This is a genomic window from Reyranella sp., assembly GCF_017305915.1.
In the GTDB taxonomy this organism is placed as follows: domain Bacteria; phylum Pseudomonadota; class Alphaproteobacteria; order Reyranellales; family Reyranellaceae; genus Reyranella.
In genome coordinates this window covers 43,165-63,873 of sequence record NZ_JAFKJN010000008.1, presented here as the reverse complement: position 1 = coordinate 63,873, position 20,709 = coordinate 43,165, and the positions used below count along the sequence as shown (strand labels likewise).

Below are 20,709 nucleotides of genomic sequence, written 5' to 3'. Positions count from 1 at the left end.
CTTGGCCGTCGCCACGCTCACACATGGAGCGGTTCGGTTCCTGGAGGCTAAGGAATTCCTAAGCTTCAGGTCCTATGGGCGCCGAGTATGAGCAGCAAAAGGATGGCAAGTGGGTGTATGACATTGAAGTGGCAAGCGGCAGGGCGCTTGCCGAAGATCGACGCCAACGATGGAGCGGTCCTCGGCGTCCGCAATGCCAAGCAGCGTGGCGACGAAAGGAATGACGAGCGCAAGGATGATAGGGACTGGGTCCAACCTTCAAGCGGAGGCGCACCGCGTCGTCGGTTCTCCCCGAGCCGGGACTGGGCACTAGACCATGCGAATCCTTCTCGTCGAAGACGACCGTATGATCGGCCAGGGGATCGTGAACGCGCTGAAGGACGCTGCCTACGCCGTCGATTGGGTCACCGATGGCGCAACGGCGATCGAAAGCACAGCCGCCGAGACTTACGATCTCATTCTGCTGGATCTTGGCCTGCCACAGCCTGAAGGCCTGGAGGTGCTGCGGAACCTCCGCCCCCGCGAGAAGGTTCCCGTCATCATCGTCACGGCACGCGATGAGGTCGACGACCGCGTAACTGGCCTCGATCTTGGCGCCGACGACTATCTCGTCAAACCGTTCGAGGTTCGCGAGCTCTTGGCGCGCATGCGCGCCGTCCTCCGCCGCCAGGGCGGCGGCGGGCAGTCGGTCCTGAGCAACGGTGTCGTCAGCCTGGATCCCGAAACGCGCGAAGCCCGCACCGAAACCGCCGCGTGTGCGCTCACCGCCCGGGAATTCGCGCTGCTCCGCGCGCTATTGACGCGGCCGGGCACAATCCTCACGCGCAGCGATCTCGAGCGGCACATCTACGGCTGGAACGAGGAAGTCGAGAGCAATGTCGTCGAATTCCTGATCCATGCGGTGCGCCGGAAGCTCGGCGCCGAGGTCATTCGCAATGTCCGGGGCGTCGGCTGGATGGTCGCACGTGACGGCCGATGAAGACGCTGCGCGCCCGTCTCTTCATCGGCATGACGTTGTTCATTCTCGCGTTTGGCGTCTGCGCCGGCATCGTGGCCTTTCGCTCCGCGTTTGACGAAGCGATCGAGCTTCAGGATGCCATCCTCGTCCAAATCGCCGCGCTGCGCCTGCCGAAGGACGAGACCACGAACGCCGCCAACGCCAGCCGGATCGACGAGGAGGATCGCGTCGTCATCGAGGAGCTGGGCAGCGGCGTCTTTCCCTCCACGCTGGGTGACGGCTTCCACATCGTCGCAGCCGACGACACGAGGTGGCGCGTCCTGGTTCAATCGGAGAAGGATGGCCGCCGGATTGCCGTGGCTCAGTCCACCGCCCTGCGCGACGAGACCGCGCGCGATGCGGCACTTCGAACCCTCATTCCCCTGGGTACGCTCATCCCCTGTCTGATGGTCATGGTGGCGATCGTCATCCGCCTCACGTTCCGGCCTTTGTCGGCGCTTTCGGCCAAGGTCGATGCGCAGGAGATCGAACGGCTCGAGCGCCTTCCCGACGGCAATCTGCCGGGCGAGCTCGAGCCGTTCGTTGCCTCCATAAACCGGCTGCTGGATCGCCTCGAGCTGGTCTTCACGCAGCAGCGCCGCTTCATCGCCGACGCCGCTCATGAGTTGAGATCGCCGATTACCGCTTTGAGCCTGCAGGTTCAGAATATCGACAGCACGGCGCTGCCGCGAAACCAACAGGCAAGGTTCGACGAGCTGCGAAGCGGCATGCTCCGCATCGGGCGGCTTCTCGAGCAGCTTCTCGCGCTGGCGCGCTATGACGCGCAACCGAAGGCCAACCCGGCCAAGGTAGAATTCGATGCCGTGCTCAAAGCCCAGGTCGCGGACTTCCTTCCTCAAGCCGAGGCCCTGGGAGTGGACCTGGGCTTCGAGCGACTCGAATCGATCGCCGTTCGAGCCGATGCCGCCGCATTGGCGATGCTGACGCGGAACCTGCTCGACAATGCGATACGCCATACGCCACCGGGCGGTCGCGTCGATGTCTCCCTGCAGACGCAAGACGAGCAGGCTCTGTTACTCATCGAAGACCGTGGGCCGGGCATCCGACCGGAGGTCCTCTCACGCGTCTTCGAGCCTTTCTACCGCGGCCCGGATCCAATTGGCGAAGGCAATGGCCTTGGCCTACCGATCGTTCAAAAGATCGTGGATCGCTTCGGCGGAAAGGTGACGCTCAGCAACATCGTGAAAGAGGAAGGCCGCACGGGCCTCCGAGTCACCGTGTCGTTTCCGCGAGCATCCTAGCCGTTGTGAAAGAAAAGGCGGCCAGGACGGCCGCCTCTTCCCCGATCAGGAGCTTTCCTCAGTCCGCCGCCATCTTCGGCGCCGCCGCGTCGAGCGCCGCGCTGAGCCGCGGCGGCGAGATCGGCAGGTCGGTCATGCGCACGCCGGTCGCACGGGCGACCGCGTTGCCGACGGCGGCGAGCGGCGGGATGATCGGCACCTCGCCGACGCCGCGCACGCCGTAGGGATGCGTCGGGTTGGGGACCTCGACCAGGATGGTCTCGATCATCGGCAGGTCCGACGCCACCGGCATGCGGTAGTCGAGGAAGCCCGGGTTATCGAGCTTGCCCTTGGCGTTGTAGATGTACTCCTCGTTCAGCGCCCAGCCGATGCCCTGCACCGCGCCGCCCTGGAGCTGGCCCTCGACGTACGAGGGATGGATCGCCGTGCCGACATCCTGCGCCGCCGTGTAGCGGCCGACCGTGACGCAGCCGGTGTCGTTGTCGACCTTGACGTCGCAGACATGCACGCCGAAGCCCGGCCCGGCGCCCGTGACGTTGAGCTGGGCATGGCCGTTGATCGGCCCGCCGGTCTTGCCGGCCTGGGCGGCGAGCGCCGCCAGGGTCAGCGGCTCGAACTCGCCGACGTTGGAGCCGGCCGGCTTGGCCATGCCGTTCTCCCACATCACCGCCTCGGGATCGACGTTCCAGATCTTGGCGGCGCGCACCTTGCACTCGCGGATCAGGTCGCGGACCGAGTTCACCACCGCGAGACCGGTGGCGAAGGTAACGCGGCTGCCGCCGGTCACGAAGTTGAAGCCGATCGACGCCGTGTCGGCGATCACCGGCCGCACCTTGTCGTAGTCGACGCCCAGCTCCTCGGCCGCCATCAGGGCGAGCGAGGCGCGGCTGCCGCCGATGTCGGGATTGCCCGAGATCACGGTCACCGAGCCGTCCTCGCCGACATGCGCCGCGGCGCTGGAATCGGCACCGACGTTGAACCAGAAGCCGGCCGCCACGCCGCGCGCGTAGCCCGGCTTCGGCTTGCTCTTGTAGTGCTCGGAGCTCTTGGCCGCCTCGAGCGTCTCGACCATGCCGATGGTGTTGAAGGTGACGCCGTAGGCGGTCTTGGTGCCCTTCTTCGCGGCGTTCTTCAGGCGCAGGTCGATCGGGTCCATCTTGAGCTGCTGCGCCAGGATATCGAGCGTCGACTCGACGGCCCACGCCGAGATCGGCGCGCCGGGCGCGCGATAGGCCGCGACCTTGGGCCGGTTGCTGACGACGTCGAAGCCCACGATGTGGACGTTGTCGATGTCGTAGCAGGCGTAGGAGCACATGCAGGCCGGGCCGACCGGCGAGCCCGGGAAGGCGCCCGCCTGCATCTCGACCGTGCACTCGGCGGCGACGATGCGGCCGTCTTTCTTCGCGCCGATCCTGACCTTGACGTTGCCGCCGGGGGCCGGGCCGGAGGCGCGGAACACCTCCTCGCGCGTCATGGTCATCTTCACCGGCTTGCCGGTCTTCTGCGACAGGCGGATCGCCAGCGGCTCGAGGTAGACGACCGTCTTGCCGCCGAAGCCGCCGCCGATCTCGGTCGCGGTGACGCGGATCTGCGAGGTGTCGAGATTGAGGAGCTTGGCGCAGAAGCCGCGCACCTGGAAGTGACCCTGCGTGGTCGACCAGACCTGGACCTGGCCGTCCTCGGCGGCCGAGGCGAGCGCGGCGTGCGGCTCGATGTAGCCCTGGTGGACGGCCTGGGTGGAGTAGTCGCGCTCGATCACGATTTCGGCCTCGGCGAAGCCCGCCTTGGCGTCGCCCTTGTTGAACTCGACACGCTTGGCGATGTTGCTGGCCTTGGTCGGCGGCGGGTTGACGCCTTCGGTGATCATGCCGTCGTGCAGCACCGGCGCGTTGGGCTTCATCGCGTCGGCGACGTCGATCACGTGCGGCAGCACTTTATAATCGACCTTGATCAGGGCCAGCGCCTGCTTGGCGATCGCCTCCGACACCGCCGCGACCGCGGCGACCGGATGGCCCTCATAGAGCGCCTTCTCGCGCGCCATGATGTTGCGGGTGATGTCGCGCAGGTTCACCTGCATCTCGCCCGTCGGCACGATCAGGTTGGCCTGCTCGGGGAAGTCCTTGGCGGTGACCACGGCCTTCACGCCGGCGAGCGCCTCGGCCTTCGAGGTGTCGATCGACTTGATGATCGCGTGCGGGTGCGGGCTGCGCAGCACCTTGCCGATGAGCTGGCCCGGCAGGTTGAAGTCGGCGCCGAAGCGGGCGCGGCCGGTCACCTTGTCGGCGCCGTCCGGTCGGTCCGGACGCGTGCCGATCCACTTGTACTTGGGATTCGGGCTACCGTCAGGCATTGGGGGCTCCTCTCATTTCGGCGGCGACTTCCATGACCGCGCTGATGATCTTGTCGTAGCCGGTGCAGCGGCAGAGATTGCCGGCCAGCCAGTAGCGGACCTCGGTCTCGGTCGGGCTCGGGTTCTTCTCGAGCAGCGCCTTGGAGGCGATCAGGAAGCCCGGCGTGCAGATGCCGCACTGGAGCGCCGCCATCTCGACGAACTTCTTCTGCAGCGGATGCAGCTTCTCGCCCTGGGCCATGCCCTCGATGGTGTTGATCTTCTGGCCCTCGGCCTCCGGCGCCAGCACCAGGCAGGAGCACACGAGGCGGCCGTTGATGGTGACGCTGCAGGCGCCGCAGTCGCCCGAGCCGCAGCCCTCCTTGCTGCCGGTCAGGCCGAGATTGTCGCGCAGCACATCGAGCAGCGTCTGGTTGGGATCGCAGAGATACTCGGTGGCCGAGCCGTTGATCGTCGTGGTGACGTGAATCTTTGCCATGTTAGCGATGTCCCCGATGCTCGATGCCGTTGATGCGGTCGCGTGCGATCAGCGCCGCGCGCTTCAGCAGCACGCCGGCGATCTTGGTGCGGTACCTGATGGTGCCGCGCTTGTCGTCGATCGGCGTGCAGGCGTCGGAGCAGGCCTGGGCGGCCGCGTCGAGCGCCTTGTCCTCCAGCTTGGAGCCGATCAGCGCCTTGGCCGCCTTGTCGACCAGCAGCACGGTCGGCGCGACGGCACCCAGGCTGACGCGCGCGTCCTTCACGGTGTCGCCCTTCATGGTCAGGCTGACGCCGCAGCCCACCACCGCGATGTCCATCTCGGTGCGCGGGATCAGGCGCAGGTAGGCGTCCGACGCGTCCTTGCCGCGCTTGGGGAAGGTCAGCGAGACCAGGATCTCGCCGGTCTTCAGGTTGGTCTTGCCCGGACCGGCGCAGAACTTCTCGACCGGGACCGAGCGCTTGCCCTTGGGGCCCGCGATGTTGGCGACCACGCCGGCCGCGACCATCGCCGGCACCGAATCGGCCGCCGGCGAGGCGTTGCACAGGTTGCCGCCCGCCGAAGCGCGGCCCTGCACCTGGGTGGAGCCGATCAGGTTGATCGCCTCGACCACGCCGGGCCAGGTCTTCTTCAGCTTCTTGTGCTCGCCGATCACCGCCGCGGGCGTCGCCGCACCGACGGTGAAGGCGCCGTTCTTCTCGACGATCGACACCATCTCGGGGATCTTCTTGACGTCGACGATGACGCCCGGCTCACGCGTGCCCGACTTCATCTGGACCAGGAGGTCCGTGCCGCCGGCCAGGATGTAGCCCTTGCCCTTGGCGGCGGCCATGGCCGCGCAGGCGTCCTTGACGTTTTTCGCCACCCGATACTGGATTTCACTCATGCGACGGCGTCCCCCGCTATTCCTTTTGGAGAAGACGTATCTGAGCCGACCCCGCGTCCAAGAGCAAGTCGCGCGTGCTACGCTGCGGGAAAAGGAGGGGAGGAACCATGCTGAGCGTCTCGATCCGCGGTGTCAGGCTGGTCTACGAGGTGCTGGGAGAGGGCGGCCCGTGGGTCGCGATCTCGCCCGGCGGCCGGCGCGGCCTGGCGTCGGATCGCGCTCTGGGCGTCCTGCTGGCGGACGCAGGCTTCCGGGTGCTGGTTTATGACCGGCGCAATACGGGCGCGTCGGAGATCGGCTTTCCCGGCCAATCCGAGAGCCACGAGCAGGCCGAGGACCTGCTGGCGCTGCTGAAATCGCTCGGCACCGGTCCGGCCTATGTCGCGGGCTGCTCCTCGGGCTCGCGGCTGTCGCTGCTGCTCGCGCTGCACCATCCGGAGGCAGTGAAGGCACTTCTATTATGGCGCGTGACCGGCGGCGACTATGCCGCCAAGCGGCTCGCCTTCAATTACTACGAGCAGTTCATCGCCGCGGTCGAACAGGGCGGGATCGACGCGGTGGTCAAAACCGAACATTTCGCCGCGATGGTCGCGGCCAACCCGGCCAACCGGAAGATCCTCGAGGGCATGGGTGCCGAGGCTTTCCTGGCGGCGATGAAGCGCTGGCGGGCGGGCTTCCACCAGGGCAGCGGACACCCCGTGGCCGGGCTCAGCCCCGACGAGATGCGCGGCATCGCGCTGCCGACCCTCATCATCCCGGGCAACGACCGCATCCATCCGCGCGCGCCGGGCCAGGCGGCGCATCGGCTGATGCCCAACAGCGAATATCGCGAGGTCATGGCGGAAGACGTGGACGTCGACGTCGATTTCGACGGCTGGGCGAAGAAGAACGGCACGCTCGGTGCCTACTTCATCGACTTCCTGCGCCGGCGCGAGCGGGCTGCCTAGGCGCGAATGGACAAGTTCATCGCCCTTCGCGTCTTCACCCGCGTGGTCGAGCATGGCGGCTTCACCGCCGCGGCGGCGCGGCTCGGCCAGTCGCCCTCGGCGGTGACCAAGACGATCTCGCGGCTGGAGGACGAGCTGGGCGCGCAGCTCTTCAACCGCTCGACGCGGCGGCTGCGCACCACCGACTTCGGCCGCGAGTTCTACGAACGCACGGTACGCATCCTGGCCGACCTCGAGGAGGCCGAAGCGACGATCAAGAGCGGCAGCGGCGCGCCGCGCGGCACCATCCGCGCCGTGTTCCCCCTGTCGTTCGGCCGCGTGACCCTGGCGCCGGAGCTGCCGCGCTTCTTCGCCAAGTATCCGGAGATCAGTCTCGAATTGCATTTCAACGACAGCGCGGTCGACCTGATCGCCGAGGGCTACGAGCTGGCGGTGCGCACCGGCCATCCGACCGATTCGCGGCTGACGACGCGGCTGCTGACCAAGGGGCCGCAGGTCACCGTCGCGGCGCCGTCCTATCTGGCGCGCCACGGCGAGCCGAAGACGCCGCAGGATCTGCGCCAGCACAACTGCATCATCAGCCGCTTCGGCCCCGACTGGACCTACAAGGGCAAGGACGGCCGGACCTTCACCATCCGCGCCCGCGGCAATGCCGTGATCAACAGCGGCGACGTGCTGCGCGAGACGGTGGTCGCGGGCTCGGGCATCGCCCAGGGCACGTGGTGGCTCTATCGCAAGGACCTGGCGGGCGGCGACGTCAAGGCGATCCTGCGCGACTACGAGATCGAGGGCGCGCCGGTCTCGGTGCTCTACCCGCCGCAGCGCCATCTGCCGGCCAAGCTGCGGGCGTTCATCGACTTCCTGGCGATGATCACCAAGAGCGGCTAGAGCGCGATGGGTTGAACTGCGTCCATCCGGCCGCCCGGAGTCCACGAAAGTCCATAAGAGTCCACACGGGTGTGGACCGGTTCGATGCCGATGGCATCGGCGTTTTCGGCCCGGAGGCCACGAATCCACCGACCCCCGCGGGGCCCTGAAAAACACTTTATCAGCCGTGACGGAATGGCCGCGCAGGCAGTGGGTGGCCTGTCCGGGAATGGTAGTGACGTGGCGCATCATCATGCGCGCCACCCTGCACCAGCGCGCGTCGAACACCTATTATGGGCAATGGCCGGTGCTATTCCTTAGGGAAGAGAGGCCCGAAACAGGGTTCCATTGCCCATAAAGCGTTCCGGCGAAGAAGGCTTGTCCACAGAAAGTGGATCAAATCTGAGCGTGAGCCCAAGTAAGTTGGGTGATCGGGCATGGTCGGTTTGAGAGCCTGCGTCGAGCAGATGCAGCAGCAGCGCACGAGGAAGTTTCCAAATCCACGCGAACGAACTCCGCCGAACTACGATATTTCGATGAACCACGCCAACGCCAGCCAGGCTAAACCTCTTCCGAAGGTCTTTTACAAGTACACGACCCGTGAGACGGCAAGGATAGTCCTTCAGAACCGTACGCTTCGATGGTCAACGCCAGCTCTGTTCAATGATCCTCACGACCATCAATTCGATCTTCATGTTGACGTGGACAAGGAAGTGCTTAGAGGCCTCGCACTTGAGAAGGTGTGGAAGGCAATGTTCGGCGGCGGCCTTTACATCCCTCATCCTAAAAACCTGATGGGGAAGCTGATTCAGTTGAGTCGCCTCAAGGGCCTCGTGCTCTCACGTGAAGAATTCGAAGCAGAATTCGGGCCGGCCATCATTGAGGGCTATGAAAATGCAATGCGTCGATTGCCGGAAACACATCAAAAATTTCGAGAGGTGATCGGCACAAGCAAGGTCCTTTGTCAGAGCGAGGTGCGAGATAGCTTGTTGATGTGGGCGTACTACGCAGAGCAGCACAAAGGCGCTGTGCTTTGCTTTCGCTCAGACACTGTGCCCGACAGTCCATGGCGTGTCGCACGACCTGTCCAATATCAAAATGCGATGCCGCGACTGGCTGACGAAGCGTTCCTATCCGACATGTCGGCAGGACTTGCGGTCCTCGATCCGCAGACCCTTGTTGACCGCGTCATCTACACAAAGGCCGCCGAGTGGTCTCATGAACAAGAGTGGCGACTGCAGGCTGGCAGTGGTCGGCATTCCAGTGCCTCTTACGAGGACGTCCCGTTCGACGCACGTGAGCTTGACGCCGTGATTCTTGGCTGTGTCATGCCCGATGATGATCGAAGATCCATCATCGACATAGTCAGGTCGAAGTATCCTCATGCCAGCGTACTCCAGGCGACGAAAAACGACAAGAATTTCCGGCTGAACATTGCGGAGTGCTAGACTGGCTTGGATGGCCCACGTCCGCACGATGGCCGTCGTCTTCCTCAGCGCACCCTCGCAAGGCAAAGAGAGTATGAGCGCGGCTGGAGTCGCACACTCCCGGAGATGATGGCTACTCCGCCGCCGCGCGTTGCGGCGTGAACGCCGGCATCACCTCGCGGGCGAAGGCGCGCAGGTTGGCGACCGAAGCATTCGGATCGACCAGCAGGATGTTGGTGGCGCCGCCCGCCTCGAGCTCCTTCAGCCGGGCAATGATCTCCTGCGGCGTGCCGAGCAGCGGCGCGGTGTCGTCCTCGACGCGGTCGGCGAGCTTGTCGCGCGCGAGGTCGCCGATCACGCTGATCACCCGCTTGCGCGTCTCGTAGGCGGCGGCGCGCTCGCCCTCGTCGTGGATCATCTGCAGCGCGCGCGACGTCGCCACCATGTTGGAATTATACGGCCGGCCGATCTTCTCGCACTCCTCGCGGAAGATCGCGATGCGCCGCAGGATCTGGTCGGTCTGGGCGAGCTGGTCGAGCAGCATGTTGTAGCCCTCGCGCGCCGCGCGCCGCACGCTGTCGGGGCTGCCCGCCGCGAGCCACAGCGGCGGATGCGGCCGCTGCAAGGGCTCGGGCTCGACCACGATGTTGTCGTAGTGCCAGCGCTTGCCGTGGTGCGAGAAACGGCCTTCGCTGGTCCACGCCTTGCGAATGATCTCCATCGCTTCGTCGAAGCGCTCGGTCGCCTCGCCGATCGGGATGCAGAAGCCGTCGAACTCGGCCTGGCGATAACCCTTGCCGACGCCGAAATCGACCCTGCCACCGCTCAGGAGATCGAGGGTTGCGGCTTGTTCCGCAATGAGTGCCGGGTTGTGCCACGGCAGCACGACGACCGCGGTGCCGAGACGGATGGTCCTGGTGCGCGCCGCGAGATAGGCCAGCAGCGTCATCGAGGCCGAGACCTGGCCCTGGCCGGTGAAGTGATGCTCGACCAGGAAGAGCTGCTTGAGGCCGAGCCGATCGGCTTCGATCACGTAGTCGATGAAGCTCTCGTAGCCTTGGCTGTCTTCGATGCCGACGCTGCGCTTGGTGCGCGCGCCTCCGAACAGTCCGAACTGCATGTCGCGCTCCCGTGTGGCGCTCCCGTGGGGGACGCCCTCCTAGGATAACGCCGGGATTTCGGACACGGGGGAAAAGGTCTTTTGCCCTTCTTCCCGTGCCGTCGGCGACCGGTTGGCGCATTGTGGCAGCCATAAGAAGAACAGCGCGGGAGGAGATCCGGCCGATGGTCGATCCGCTGGCTGTGGTGAACGCGGTGGTTGCCGGCGTGATGCTCGGGGGATTCTACGCCGCCGTGGCGCTGGGCATCGCCATCGCCTTCGGCATGCTCGACATCCCCAACCTGTCGCATCCCGCCTTCGTCGTCGCCGGCGCCTTCTCGACCTGGCAGCTCAACAGCCATCTCGGCCTCGATCCCGTGGTCGCCGGATTGGCGATGGCGCCGGTCTTCTTCGGGCTCGGCTGGCTGGTCTATCGCCTTTACTATGTCTGCTTCGAGCGCCGCGGCGAGGCGGCCTTGCAGGGCCTCGCCTTCTTCTTCGGCCTGCTGTTCATCACCGAGGTGGCGCTGGTGATGACCGCCGGCGCCGACTACCGCTCGGTGGTCGCCCCCTATATCGGCGTCAGCTTCACGGTCGGCAGCCTGGTCGTACCGCAGCGCATGCTGGTGCCGTTCTTGGTGTCGGTAGTGATGATCGCCGTGCTGCACCAGTACCTGCTGCGCACCTTCACCGGCCGCGCCATCCAGGCGGTGGCGCAGGACGAGGTCGCGCTGCGCCTGATGGGCGTCGGTCCGATGCGCATCAAGGGCCTGGCCTTCGGCCTCGCCACCGCGACGGCGTCGGTGGCGGGCGCGCTGCTGATCATCATCCAGCCGGTCGAGCCCTCGATCGGCCGCGAGTTCATCGGCCGCGCCTTCGCCGCCGTGGTGCTGGGCGGCATGGGCAGCTTCTGGGGAATGCTGTTCGCCAGCATCATCCTCGGCATCACCGAGAGCCTGGTCTCCGACATGTGGAACCCGTCCTGGGCGCCGGCGATCGCCTTCGGCTTCCTGCTGCCGACCCTGGCCTTCCGCTCGAGCGGCCTGCTGGGGCGCAAGCTGTGAGCAACCTGCGCTTCTGGGGCCTGATGGGCGTGCTGATCGTCGTGGTCTGGCTCGCCGGCCGGCTGGTGACCAACGAGTACGTGTTCTTCGCGGGCTATGCCGTCCTGCAGTACATCCTGCTCGCCACCGCCTGGAACCTGCTGGGCGGCTATGCCGGCTACATCAACTTCGGCAGCGCCGCCTTCTTTGCGCTCGGCGCCTACATGTCAGTGGCGCTCAACAAGCTGGTCGAGCTGCCCGTGCCCATCCTGATCGTGGCGGGCGGCGTCTCGGCCGGCGCGCTCGGCCTGGTGATGGGCTATCTGACGCTGAAGCTGCGCGGCGTCTTCTTCTCCATCGCGACGCTCGCGCTGGCGATCGTCTTCCAGGCGGTGATCACCAACTGGTCGTGGGTCGGCGGCGCTTCGGGCGCCTATGTGATGCGCCCGGCCGACGGCCCGTGGGGCGGCAGCTACGTCGAGTACCTTTTCTACCTGATGCTGGCGATGGCCTGCGGCTCGGTCGCGCTCGCCCGCACCATCGAGCGCTCGGACATGGGCTACGGCCTCTCCGCCATCCGCGACGACGAGGGCGCGGCCGAGAGCAATGGCGTACCGACCTTGCGGCTCAAGGTGCTGGCGACCGTGCTCAGCGGCACGCTGATGGGCATGGCGGGGGCGCCGCTCCCTTTTTACGTCGCCTATCTCGACCCGCCGTCGGCCTTCAACCTGTCCTACGCCGTCAACACCATCGCCATGCCGCTGGTCGGCGGCACGCAGACCTGGATCGGGCCGGTGATCGGTGCGGTGCTGCTGACCGCCGTCCAGGAGACGGCGATGGTCACCATCTCTTCCGCTTCCAACCTGCTGCTGGTCGGCCTGCTGATGATCGCCTTCATCGCATTAGCCCCCAACGGCATCGTCGGTCTGGCAAAAGCCTGGAAAAAGGGAGAAACGCATGACGCAGTTTCCAATCGGTCGGCGCACCGTCATCGCGGGCGCTCTGGGTAGCGTGGTCCACGGCGGAGCGTCCTTTGCAGCCGAGCCGATCAAGATAGGCTTCTCGATCCCGCAGACCGGCGGGCTGGCCGCGATCGGCCTGCAGGCGCTGCTCACCATGCAGATCTGGGCGGAGGACGTGAATGCCGCCGGCGGCATCATCGGCCGGCCGGTGCAGCTCGTGACCTACGACGACCAGTCCAACCCGGCCAACGTGCCGCGCATCTACACCAAGCTGCTCGACGTCGACAAAATCGACCTGCTGGTGACCAACGGCACCAACCTCACGGTGCCGGCGATGCCGATCGCCATCCAGCGCGGCATGGTCGTGTTCTGCATGCTGGCGCTGGCGGTCAACGAGAAGTTCAAGTACGGCCGCTTCTTCCAGACCATGCCCTACGGCCCGCGCGGCAAGGAATCGATCAGCGAGGGCTTCTTCGAGGTCGCGATGGCCATGACCCCCAAGCCCGCCACCGTCGCCCTGGTCGGCGCCGACGCCGAGTTCGCCAAGAACGCCGTCGACGGCGCGCGCGAGCAGGCCAAGAAGCACGGGCTGAAGATCGTCTACGACCGCACCTATCCGCCGCCGACCGTCGATTTCGGGCCGGTGATCCGCGGCATCGCCGGCACCAACCCGGACATCGTCTATGTCGGCAGCTATCCGGTCGACACCTCGGGCATGATCCGCGCCGCGCGCGAGCTCAACTTCCGGCCCAAGCTGTTCGGCGGCGGCATGGTCGGCACGCAGGCCGCGACCTTGAAGGGCGACCTCGGCGAGATGTTGAACGACGTGGTGAGCTACGAGCTCTACTGCCCCGCGGTCGCGGCCAGGTTCCCCAACGTCGAGGCCGTCCTGAAGAAGTACCAGCCGCGCGCCAAGCAGAAGGGCATCGACCCGCAGGGCTACTACGTGCCGCCGTTCTGCTACGCCACCATGGAGATCCTGCACCAGGCGGTGACCGGCGCGGGCGGCACCGACCAGGAGAAGATCGCCAAGGTCATGCACGCCACCACCTTCAAGACGGTGGTCGGCGACATCAAGTTCGGGCCCGACGGCGAATGGGACCATCCGCGCATGCTGTGGGTGCAGTTCCGCGGCCTGAAGGGCCAGGGCATGGACCAGTTCACCAATCCGGCCGCGGAGGTCGTGGTGTCCCCCGCCGCGTACAAGACCGGCGAGCTGCGCTATCCGATGGGGCTCGCGAAGCAATGAGTGTCGCGATCGTCACCGGCGGCCTGCGCGGCCTGGGCAAGGCGATGGTGCTGGGCCTGCTGCGCGGCGGCCACAAGGTCCTCGCCGTCGGCCACATCGCCGACGACATCCCCGCCCTGCAGCGCGACGCCGCCAACCATGCCGGCGACCTGCAATGCCTCGCCTTGGACCTGCGCCGGCCGGAGAATTGCGCCGCCGCGATCGCGGCGGCGCAACGCCTCGGCGGGCCCGACATCCTGGTCAACAATGCCGGGCTCACCTTCACCTACACCGATCCCGAGCGCTTCATCAAAGGCCCGCGCAAGTTCTGGGAGCTCTCCGACGAGATCGTCCAGAACACCATGGACACCAACTACATGGTGGCCGATCAGCTCGGCCGCCGCGCGGCGCCGCTGATGCTGGCCAAGGGCTGGGGCCGCATCGTCAACGTCACCACCAAGCTCAGCACCATGAACATGCTGGGTGCGGTGCCCTACGGCCCGTCGAAGGCGGCGCTCGAGATGGCGACGGAGGTGTGGGCCAAGGAGCTGGCCGGCAGCGGCGTCACGGCCAACATCGTCAATCCCGGCGCCGGCGCCAACACGCCTGGCATGGCGCAGGAGATGCGCGACTGGTCGGCGACCGGCAAGGCCCCCAGGCTGGTCGAGCCCGCCGAGATGGTGGCGCCGCTCCTGTTCGTCGTCTCGCGCGAGGCCGACGCGGTGAACGGCTACCGCTTCGACGCCAACACCTGGCGCGGTGACCTCGCCCCCGCTGAAAGCGCCAAGCTCACCGGACGCAAGGCCGGCTTCGAGTTCTATCCGCTCTCCGACTGCTTCGCTTCGTGAGGCTCCCATGGACTGGAAACCGCAGCCGCTCGATCCTGCCGACATCGCCGTGCATCGCCGCGGCCGCGGCAAGCCGCTGGTGCTGCTGCATTGCCTCGGCATGGACTGGACCTTCTGGGACGTGCTCGAGCCGCTCACCGACAAGTTCGAGCTGATCGCCTACAGCTTTCCCGGCCATCACGACACCAGGCTGCCGAAGGGCCAGTACGGCGAGGCCGAGCTCACCGCGCAGCTCCGCACGGTGATGGATCGCGAGGGCGTCGCCAAGGCCAGCCTCGCCGGCATCTCGATGGGCGGCTCGCTCGCCCAGGCCTTCGCCGGCACCCATCCCGAGCGGGTCGAGCGGGTGATCCTGTGCGACTGCACCCCGCGCTACACCGACGAGATGCGCGCCGCCTGGCCGGTGCGCGCCGAGGCCGCGCGCAAGAACGGCGTCGCGAGCCTGATCCCGGTGCTCGAGAAGGTGTTCTTCACCGAGGCCTCATTGCAGGAGAACGGGCCCAACGTGCGCCATGTGAAGGACAAGTGGGCGTCGTGCAGCGGCGAAGGTTATGCGCGGGGCTGCGAGTGGCTGGCGATGCTCGATGCACGGCCGCAGGCCCAGCGCATGACCATGCCGACCCTGGTGATGCTGGGCTCCAACGAGGGCCCGCCGTTCAAGGAGGCCGCGCGCTGGATGGCCGACACCATTCCCGGCAGCCGCGGCATCGTCGAGGTGCCGAACGCGGGCCACGCCTCGGTGCGCGAGCGGCCGGCGTTCGTTGTGCAGGAGTTCCGTCGCTTCCTGAGCTGATGGACAAAGCGGCGGTCCCTCCCCCAGACTGCCCGCATGGACACCCTTTCGGCCAGCAATTCCACAGCCGGTGCCTGCGATCCGGTGACCCTCGAGATCGTGCGAGGCGCCATCCGCGCGGCGCAGGCCGAGATGGAGGCGCTGATAGAGCGCACCGCCATCTCCGCCTTCATCCGCGAGAAGAAGGATTTTTATACCGCACTGTTCGACGCGGACGGCGTCATGGCGGTCGGCTCGAACCTGCCGGTGTTCGGCGACATCTGCGGCCCGGTGTTCCGCGACTTCCCGCCGGAGACCATGCGCGAGGGCGACCTCTACTGGTACAACGACTGCTACGGCTCGCGCGGCGCGATCTCGCATTCCAACGACCAGGTGCTGGTGGCGCCGGTGTTCCACGACGGAAGGCGCTGCGGCTTCGTCATGGGATGGGCGCACTTCTCCGACATCGGCGGCATGCGCGCGGGCTCGATCAGCCCCGACACGCTCGACATCTTCCAGGAAGGCATCATCGTGCCGCCGACCAAGCTGATCGATGCCGGCGTCACCAACGAGGCGACGCTCCGGATCTTCTTCCGCAACTCCCGCTTCCCGGCCCAGAACATGGGCGACATGCGCGCCCTGATGGCCAGCACCGCGCTCGGCGTGAAGCGCATCGAGGAGATCGTCGCCCGGTTCGGCGCCGATATCGTGGCCGATGCGCTGAGCCAGCTCGTCGCCCGCACGCGCAAGCTGGTGCGCACCAAGCTCGCCGAGACCTTCGACTACGGCACCCACAAATTCACCGACGCGATCGATTCGGACGGCCACGGCAATGGCCCATTCCATCTCCGCCTCGCCCTCACCCGCGAGAAGACCGAGGGCGGCGACGACAAGTTCGTCTTCGACGCCACCGCGACCGACGACCAGTCGCCCGGCCCGGTCAACCTGCTGCTCAATCCCGACGTGCCGGGCACGGCTTTGTCGATGTTCTATCTCGGCGGCGATCCGGCGCAGGTCTGCAACGCCGGCGGGCCGCAGGCGCTCGACGAGGTGAGACTGCGCGAAGGCTCGCTGCTGTGGCCGAAGTGGCCGGCGCCGCTCGGCATGCGCGGCCTCACGCTGATGCGCTTCCTGGCGGCGGTGAACGGGCTGATCAACGTCGCGGGCGGCAAGGCGCCGGCGGCGCACTCGGCCTATGTCATCTCCTTCATGCGCGGCACCTATCGCACGCTCGAAGGCAAGCTGGAGCCGTTCCTGATGTCCGACGGCATCGGCGTCGGCTGGGGGGCGCGCGCGTCAGCCGACGGCACCGACGCGGTCTACTTCGTGGCGCAGGAGAACTACCCGGTCGAGTTCCTCGAGGTCGGCTATCCGGTGCGGCTACGCACCTACGGCATCCTCACCGATTCCTGCGGCGCCGGGCGCTGGCGCGGCGGCTGCGGCATCGTGCGCGAGTACGACATCCTCGCCGAGGAGGCGATGCTGGCGGTGCGCATCGACAGCGTGAAGAACCCGCCCTGGGGCATGGCCGGCGGCATGGCGGGCGGCACCGGCCGCGTGCTCGTCAATCCCGACACCAACCACGAGCGCCACCTGCAGCCGCTCTCCGACGGCAACATGCTGAAGCGCGGCGACATCCTGCGCATCGAGACCGGCGGAGGCGGCGGCTACGGCCATCCCTTCGACCGGCCGCCGGCCAGCGTGCTCGACGACGTGCTGGGCGGCTTCGTCACCGCCGGTGCGGCGAAGGAATTGTACGGCGTCGCGATCGATTCCGACGAGATCGATCCCGACCTGACGCGCCGCCTGCGCGCCAAGCGTCCCGACGTGAAGGCGTTCCATCGTCACGGTTATGTCGACAGCCTGTCGACGTGATGCTCTCCCTTGTCGTCCTGAGCGTAGCGAAGGACGACAGAATTGCTTGCTCATGAGTGCCGATAACTCCCTCGCCATCGCCGTCGATATCGGCGGCACCTTCACCGACATCGCCCTGCACGACGCTTCCTCAGGCCGGATCTGGCGCGCCAAGACGCCTTCCGTGCCGAGCGACCCGTCGCAGGCCTTCCTGACCGGCATCCGGCTGGCGCTCGACGACGCCGGCAAGGCGGCGCCCTCGCTGGCGCGCGTGCTGCACGGCACGACCGTCGCCACCAACATGATCCTCGAGGGCAAGGGCGCGAAGGCGGCGCTGGTCACCACGGCCGGCTTCCGCCACGTGCTGACCATCGGCCGCCAGGACATTCCGCGCCGCGCCAACTACCTCGCCTGGGTGAAGCCCGCGCGCCCCGTCCCCGCGTCCCGCGTGTTCGAGGTGAAGGAGCGCATCGGCGCCGGCGGCGTGGTGATCGAGCCGCTCGACGAGGCGAGCGTCGACGCCGCCGCCCGGCAATGCCGCAAGCTCGGAGTCGAGGCCGTCGCGGTCTGCCTGCTGCATTCCTTCGCCAACCCCGCGCACGAGCGCACGGTCGCCGACATCCTGAAGGCCAGGCTGCCGGGCGTCGCGGTGACGGCGTCGTCCGACGTGCTGCCGGTGGTGCGCGAGTACGAGCGCTCGCTGGCCACGGTGTTCAACGCCGTGGTGATGCCCGGCGTCTCGACCTACGTCTCGCGGCTGGAGAAGCGGCTGCTCGACGAGCATGTCGCGGCCCCCCTGCTGCTGATGCAGTCGAACGGCGGCGTCGCCGGCGGCGCCACCATCCGCCGCGCGCCCGCCCTGACGGCGCTGTCGGGCCCGGCCGCCGGCGTCGTCGGCGCGCGCGACGTCGCCGAGGCCTGCGGCATCAGGGACATCATCACCGTCGATATCGGCGGCACCAGCGCCGACATCTGCCTGATCAAGGACGGCCGCATCAGCCTGACCCAGCAGGGCCATGTCGGCGAATGGCCCCTGCCCTTGCCGATGGTCGACATGGTGACGATCGGCGCGGGCGGCGGCTCGATCGCCAAGGTCGATTCGGGCACGCTGACCGTCGGCCCGCAAAGCGCCGGTGCCGATCCCGGCCCGGCGGCTTACGGCCGCGGCGGCGAGTGCGCCACCGTCACCGACGCGCATGTCGTGCTGGGCCACCTGCCGGCCAAGCTGCTGGGCGGGCGCATGGCGCTCGATGTCGACGCTGCCGCGAGGGTGATCGACCGCGAGGTCGCCGAGCCGTCGAAGCTCGACCGCGCCGCGGCGGCGCGCGGCGTGCTGTCGATCCTCGACCACAACATGGTCGGCGCCGTGCGCATCGTCTCGGTCGAGCGCGGCCACGATCCGCGCGACTTCACCCTGGTCGCGTTCGGCGGCGCCGGCCCGTTGCATGGCTGCTCGCTGGCCGAACTGCTCGGCATCACGCGCGTGCTGATCCCGCCGGCGCCCGGCGTGCTCTGCGCGGACGGGCTGCTGGCGGCCGATCTCAAGGCCGAGTTCAGCCGCACCCTGCCCAAGGCCGGCGCCGTCGCCCTCTCCGAGGCGCGCCGCATCTTCGCCGAGCTGACCGCGCAGGCCGACGACTGGCTCACCGCCGAGAAGGTCGCGGCCGAGGATCGCCAGCAGACCAGGGTCGCGATGCTGCGCTATCACGGCCAGGGCGGCGAGGTGCTGGTGCCGTGGGCCGACAGCAAGAACGGCGTCGAAGCCGCCTTCGCCTCGGCCCACAAGAGCCTCTACGGCTTCACCCTGGACGCCCCGATCGAGCTGGTGACGCTCCGCGTCGAGGCGACCGGCCGCATGCCCGAGCCGCCGCGCCCGATGCTCGCCAAGGGCCGCGGCGCCCGCATGCGCGGCCAGTTCCCGGTGCATTTCGAGACGGGCCTGGCGCAGGTGCCGCTGTTCGAGCGCGCGTCGCTCGGGGCTGGCGACTTCATCGCCGGCCCGGCCATCGTCTCGCAGCTCGATGCGACCACGCTGGTGCTGCCGGGCTGGACCGGCGAGGTCCATCCATCGGCTGCGATCCTGCTCAGTAATCGTAGACGTTGACCGTCTTGGCTATCAGCGACTCGAGGGCCTTCGACATCGCGGCCACGGTCTCGGGATCCTTGACCGCGTGCTCGGCGGCGATCGACTCGATGGAGCGATAGCCGACCCAGACGCGGTTGCGCGCGTCCTGCCAGATCGAGACGTGGATCGGCAGGTCGAGGCCGGCCGACTGTCCCGCCTGCATCAGCCTGGTGCCGACCTTGGGGTTGCCGAACACCAGCACGCGGGTGGGCCGCAGGGACATCTCAGCCTTCTTCGCGTTGCCGTCATGGTCGAATGACGCGAAGATCGGCACGTTCTGGGCCTTCAGGAGCTTCTCCAGCCTGGCCACGGTCTCGTCGAGGCTCCACTTGCTCTCCTGCTCGACGATGTTCTCCGCCGGCACGCCGGCACCGAGGCCAGGTTTGTAGGAGTCGGCGATGTCGCGCGCGAGGTTGGTGAGGTCGACCTTCTCCTTGTTGGCGAGCAGCGTCACGCACACCAGGTCGGCAGCGTCGGTGAAGCGGCTCAAATAGGCGGTGAAGCCCGGCGCCGAGCCTTTGATCTCCATGAAGCCGGTATGCATGGTGAACTCCCAGCCCGCCATCGCCGGCACCACCGTGCCGTTGGCGAGCGTCGTCGGCTTGTAGATCAGCGCGCGGTTCTCCGGCTTCTTCACGAGGATGCCGCCGGCGAGGCCCACGTCCCACAGGCTGATGTCCTCGGCCGACGACCAGAGGGTCGCGAAGGCGAACAGGTTGGCCGTCGCCATGGGATCGACCACGACCAGCCCCGAGGCGCCCGCCTTGTAGCCGGTGGCGGGCTCGATCGGGCTGATGAACGGCACCTCGGACGTGAAGCGCGTGTGCTGCTTCTTGCCCGGCGCGCCCGAGCGGTCGGTGTAGGCCCACGTCTTGAAGTCCGCGACGAACTGCGTCGCGCGCAGGCCAAGCGGCGTAATCTGCTTGCTCCAGACGAAGTCGTGATACGACATGCCGCTCGCCTTCTCGACGATCATGCCGAGCAGCGCGAAGCCGGTCGCCGACTGACGGACCTGCGTGCCGGGCTGGAACTCGAGCGGCAGGCCCGAGACCAATGCCAGCAGCTCGGCCGGCAGGTAATGCTGGCCCTCCTTGAAGGCGCCGGCGGTGCGATAGTCGGGGATGCCCGAGGCATGCTGCAGCAGGTCGAGGATGGTGATCCTGCCCCACGCCGCCGGCAGGCCGGCAAGGTGCTTGTCGATCGGGTCGCGGACCTCGAGCTTGCCCATCTCCTGCAGCTGCAGGGTGGCGACGGCGGTGAAGCCCTGGGTCATCGGCCCGATGGCGAACATGGAGCGGGTCGAGGCGAGCTCGTCGCGCGCCAGGCTCGCCCGGCCGTAGCCCGCCGAGCGCGGTATATAAGGTGCCTGCACGATCGCCATGGTCATGCCGGGTACCTCGTTCTTCGCCATGAACTCGGCGATGCGCTGGTCGATGTACTGGCCGCGCACCTGCAGCGCCGGCTTCCCGCGCGGTTCGGCCTGGGCGAGCGCCAGTGCCGGCGCAAGCGCCAAGGCGAGGATGAGCAGCAAGCGCATCAAGAATGCCTCCCTTTGCCTCAAGCT

At 67.3% G+C, this 20,709-nt stretch carries 17 protein-coding genes; 12 read left to right on the top strand and 5 right to left on the bottom strand.

Going from position 1 to position 20,709, the window contains the following annotated elements; all coding sequences use genetic code 11:
* Nucleotides 1-316: 316 nt before the first annotated feature.
* Nucleotides 317-979 (top strand): response regulator transcription factor, encoded by a 663-nt coding sequence (locus tag J0J01_RS05275; protein WP_296379170.1) that lies wholly within the window; start codon nt 317-319, stop codon nt 977-979.
* Entirely contained in the window at nt 976-2,259 is a 1,284-nt protein-coding gene (locus J0J01_RS05270) for an ATP-binding protein (RefSeq protein WP_296379169.1), read from the top strand. The genes J0J01_RS05275 and J0J01_RS05270 overlap by 4 nt, the downstream gene beginning before the upstream one ends.
* A gap of 58 nt (nt 2,260-2,317) precedes the next feature.
* Here J0J01_RS05270 and J0J01_RS05265 read toward each other — a convergent pair whose 3' ends face one another.
* The 3 genes from J0J01_RS05265 to J0J01_RS05255 are packed head-to-tail and all read right to left on the bottom strand — an operon-like array spanning nt 2,318 to nt 5,973.
* On the bottom strand, nt 2,318-4,609 hold the full coding sequence (locus tag J0J01_RS05265; RefSeq protein ID WP_296379168.1) for a xanthine dehydrogenase family protein molybdopterin-binding subunit: 2,292 nt from the start codon (nt 4,607-4,609) through the stop codon (nt 2,318-2,320).
* Nucleotides 4,602-5,087 (bottom strand): (2Fe-2S)-binding protein, encoded by a 486-nt coding sequence (locus tag J0J01_RS05260; RefSeq protein WP_296379166.1) that lies wholly within the window; start codon nt 5,085-5,087, stop codon nt 4,602-4,604. The genes J0J01_RS05265 and J0J01_RS05260 overlap by 8 nt, the downstream gene beginning before the upstream one ends.
* Before the next feature lies 1 nt (nt 5,088).
* Nucleotides 5,089-5,973 (bottom strand): xanthine dehydrogenase family protein subunit M, encoded by an 885-nt coding sequence (locus J0J01_RS05255; RefSeq protein ID WP_296379164.1) that lies wholly within the window; start codon nt 5,971-5,973, stop codon nt 5,089-5,091.
* 107 nt (nt 5,974-6,080) lie between these two features.
* On the opposite strand from J0J01_RS05255, the gene J0J01_RS05250 reads away from it, so the two are divergent.
* The 3 genes from J0J01_RS05250 (at nt 6,081) to J0J01_RS05240 (ending at nt 9,235) form a co-directional block, all read left to right on the top strand.
* Nucleotides 6,081-6,920: an alpha/beta hydrolase gene (locus J0J01_RS05250; RefSeq protein ID WP_296379163.1), complete on the top strand. Its 840-nt coding sequence runs from the start codon at nt 6,081-6,083 to the stop codon at nt 6,918-6,920.
* A 6-nt stretch (nt 6,921-6,926) separates the two neighbouring features.
* Nucleotides 6,927-7,808, top strand: coding sequence for a LysR family transcriptional regulator (locus tag J0J01_RS05245; RefSeq protein ID WP_296379162.1), 882 nt, complete (start codon nt 6,927-6,929; stop codon nt 7,806-7,808).
* 515 nt (nt 7,809-8,323) lie between these two features.
* The gene (locus J0J01_RS05240; RefSeq protein WP_296379160.1) at nt 8,324-9,235 is read left to right on the top strand and encodes a DUF2971 domain-containing protein; all 912 of its coding nucleotides are present in this window, start codon (nt 8,324-8,326) and stop codon (nt 9,233-9,235) included.
* A 112-nt stretch (nt 9,236-9,347) separates the two neighbouring features.
* Here the strand turns inward: J0J01_RS05240 and J0J01_RS05235 are convergent, their stop codons facing one another.
* Entirely contained in the window at nt 9,348-10,334 is a 987-nt protein-coding gene (locus tag J0J01_RS05235; protein ID WP_296379159.1) for an LLM class flavin-dependent oxidoreductase, read from the bottom strand.
* A gap of 164 nt (nt 10,335-10,498) precedes the next feature.
* Here J0J01_RS05235 and J0J01_RS05230 point away from each other — a divergent pair, with 164 nt between their 5' ends.
* From J0J01_RS05230 to J0J01_RS05200, 7 genes are read left to right on the top strand one after another with little or no spacing between them, the layout of a single operon-like run.
* On the top strand, nt 10,499-11,377 hold the full coding sequence (locus J0J01_RS05230; RefSeq protein ID WP_296379156.1) for a branched-chain amino acid ABC transporter permease: 879 nt from the start codon (nt 10,499-10,501) through the stop codon (nt 11,375-11,377).
* The gene (locus tag J0J01_RS05225) at nt 11,374-12,366 is read left to right on the top strand and encodes a branched-chain amino acid ABC transporter permease (RefSeq protein WP_296379155.1); all 993 of its coding nucleotides are present in this window, start codon (nt 11,374-11,376) and stop codon (nt 12,364-12,366) included. The genes J0J01_RS05230 and J0J01_RS05225 overlap by 4 nt, the downstream gene beginning before the upstream one ends.
* Complete coding sequence (locus tag J0J01_RS05220) at nt 12,314-13,567, top strand: amino acid ABC transporter substrate-binding protein (protein WP_296379154.1); 1,254 nt, start codon at nt 12,314-12,316, stop codon at nt 13,565-13,567. The genes J0J01_RS05225 and J0J01_RS05220 overlap by 53 nt, the downstream gene beginning before the upstream one ends.
* A complete protein-coding gene (locus J0J01_RS05215) occupies nt 13,564-14,394 on the top strand; it encodes an SDR family oxidoreductase (RefSeq protein ID WP_296379153.1) in 831 nt (276 codons plus the stop codon). The genes J0J01_RS05220 and J0J01_RS05215 overlap by 4 nt, the downstream gene beginning before the upstream one ends.
* A gap of 7 nt (nt 14,395-14,401) precedes the next feature.
* Entirely contained in the window at nt 14,402-15,187 is a 786-nt protein-coding gene (locus J0J01_RS05210; protein ID WP_296379152.1) for an alpha/beta fold hydrolase, read from the top strand.
* A 36-nt stretch (nt 15,188-15,223) separates the two neighbouring features.
* On the top strand, nt 15,224-17,041 hold the full coding sequence (locus J0J01_RS05205; RefSeq protein ID WP_296379151.1) for a hydantoinase B/oxoprolinase family protein: 1,818 nt from the start codon (nt 15,224-15,226) through the stop codon (nt 17,039-17,041).
* 52 nt (nt 17,042-17,093) lie between these two features.
* Entirely contained in the window at nt 17,094-19,124 is a 2,031-nt protein-coding gene (locus J0J01_RS05200) for a hydantoinase/oxoprolinase family protein (protein ID WP_296379150.1), read from the top strand.
* Here J0J01_RS05200 and J0J01_RS05195 read toward each other — a convergent pair.
* Nucleotides 19,105-20,682 carry a serine hydrolase gene (locus tag J0J01_RS05195; protein ID WP_296379149.1) on the bottom strand — a complete coding sequence of 526 codons (1,578 nt, stop codon included), beginning with the start codon at nt 20,680-20,682 and terminating at the stop codon, nt 19,105-19,107. The two genes, J0J01_RS05200 and J0J01_RS05195, sit on opposite strands and share 20 nt — an antisense overlap.
* Nucleotides 20,683-20,709 lie beyond the last annotated feature (27 nt).

Bases quoted from the DNA above. Each gene is read 5' to 3' on its own strand.
- J0J01_RS05200 (WP_296379150.1), top strand. From the start codon at position 17,094: ATGAGTGCCGATAACTCCCTCGCCATCGCCGTCGATATCGGCGGCACC.
- J0J01_RS05240 (WP_296379160.1), top strand. From the start codon at position 8,324: ATGAACCACGCCAACGCCAGCCAGGCTAAACCTCTTCCGAAGGTCTTT.
- J0J01_RS05220 (WP_296379154.1), top strand. From the start codon at position 12,314: ATGACGCAGTTTCCAATCGGTCGGCGCACCGTCATCGCGGGCGCTCTG.
- J0J01_RS05270 (WP_296379169.1), top strand. From the start codon at position 976: ATGAAGACGCTGCGCGCCCGTCTCTTCATCGGCATGACGTTGTTCATT.
- J0J01_RS05265 (WP_296379168.1), bottom strand. From the start codon at position 4,609: ATGCCTGACGGTAGCCCGAATCCCAAGTACAAGTGGATCGGCACGCGT.
- J0J01_RS05230 (WP_296379156.1), top strand. From the start codon at position 10,499: ATGGTCGATCCGCTGGCTGTGGTGAACGCGGTGGTTGCCGGCGTGATG.
- J0J01_RS05260 (WP_296379166.1), bottom strand. From the start codon at position 5,087: ATGGCAAAGATTCACGTCACCACGACGATCAACGGCTCGGCCACCGAG.
- J0J01_RS05215 (WP_296379153.1), top strand. From the start codon at position 13,564: ATGAGTGTCGCGATCGTCACCGGCGGCCTGCGCGGCCTGGGCAAGGCG.
- J0J01_RS05275 (WP_296379170.1), top strand. From the start codon at position 317: ATGCGAATCCTTCTCGTCGAAGACGACCGTATGATCGGCCAGGGGATC.
- J0J01_RS05245 (WP_296379162.1), top strand. From the start codon at position 6,927: ATGGACAAGTTCATCGCCCTTCGCGTCTTCACCCGCGTGGTCGAGCAT.
- J0J01_RS05195 (WP_296379149.1), bottom strand. From the start codon at position 20,682: ATGCGCTTGCTGCTCATCCTCGCCTTGGCGCTTGCGCCGGCACTGGCG.
- J0J01_RS05205 (WP_296379151.1), top strand. From the start codon at position 15,224: ATGGACACCCTTTCGGCCAGCAATTCCACAGCCGGTGCCTGCGATCCG.
- J0J01_RS05255 (WP_296379164.1), bottom strand. From the start codon at position 5,973: ATGAGTGAAATCCAGTATCGGGTGGCGAAAAACGTCAAGGACGCCTGC.
- J0J01_RS05210 (WP_296379152.1), top strand. From the start codon at position 14,402: ATGGACTGGAAACCGCAGCCGCTCGATCCTGCCGACATCGCCGTGCAT.
- J0J01_RS05235 (WP_296379159.1), bottom strand. From the start codon at position 10,334: ATGCAGTTCGGACTGTTCGGAGGCGCGCGCACCAAGCGCAGCGTCGGC.
- J0J01_RS05250 (WP_296379163.1), top strand. From the start codon at position 6,081: ATGCTGAGCGTCTCGATCCGCGGTGTCAGGCTGGTCTACGAGGTGCTG.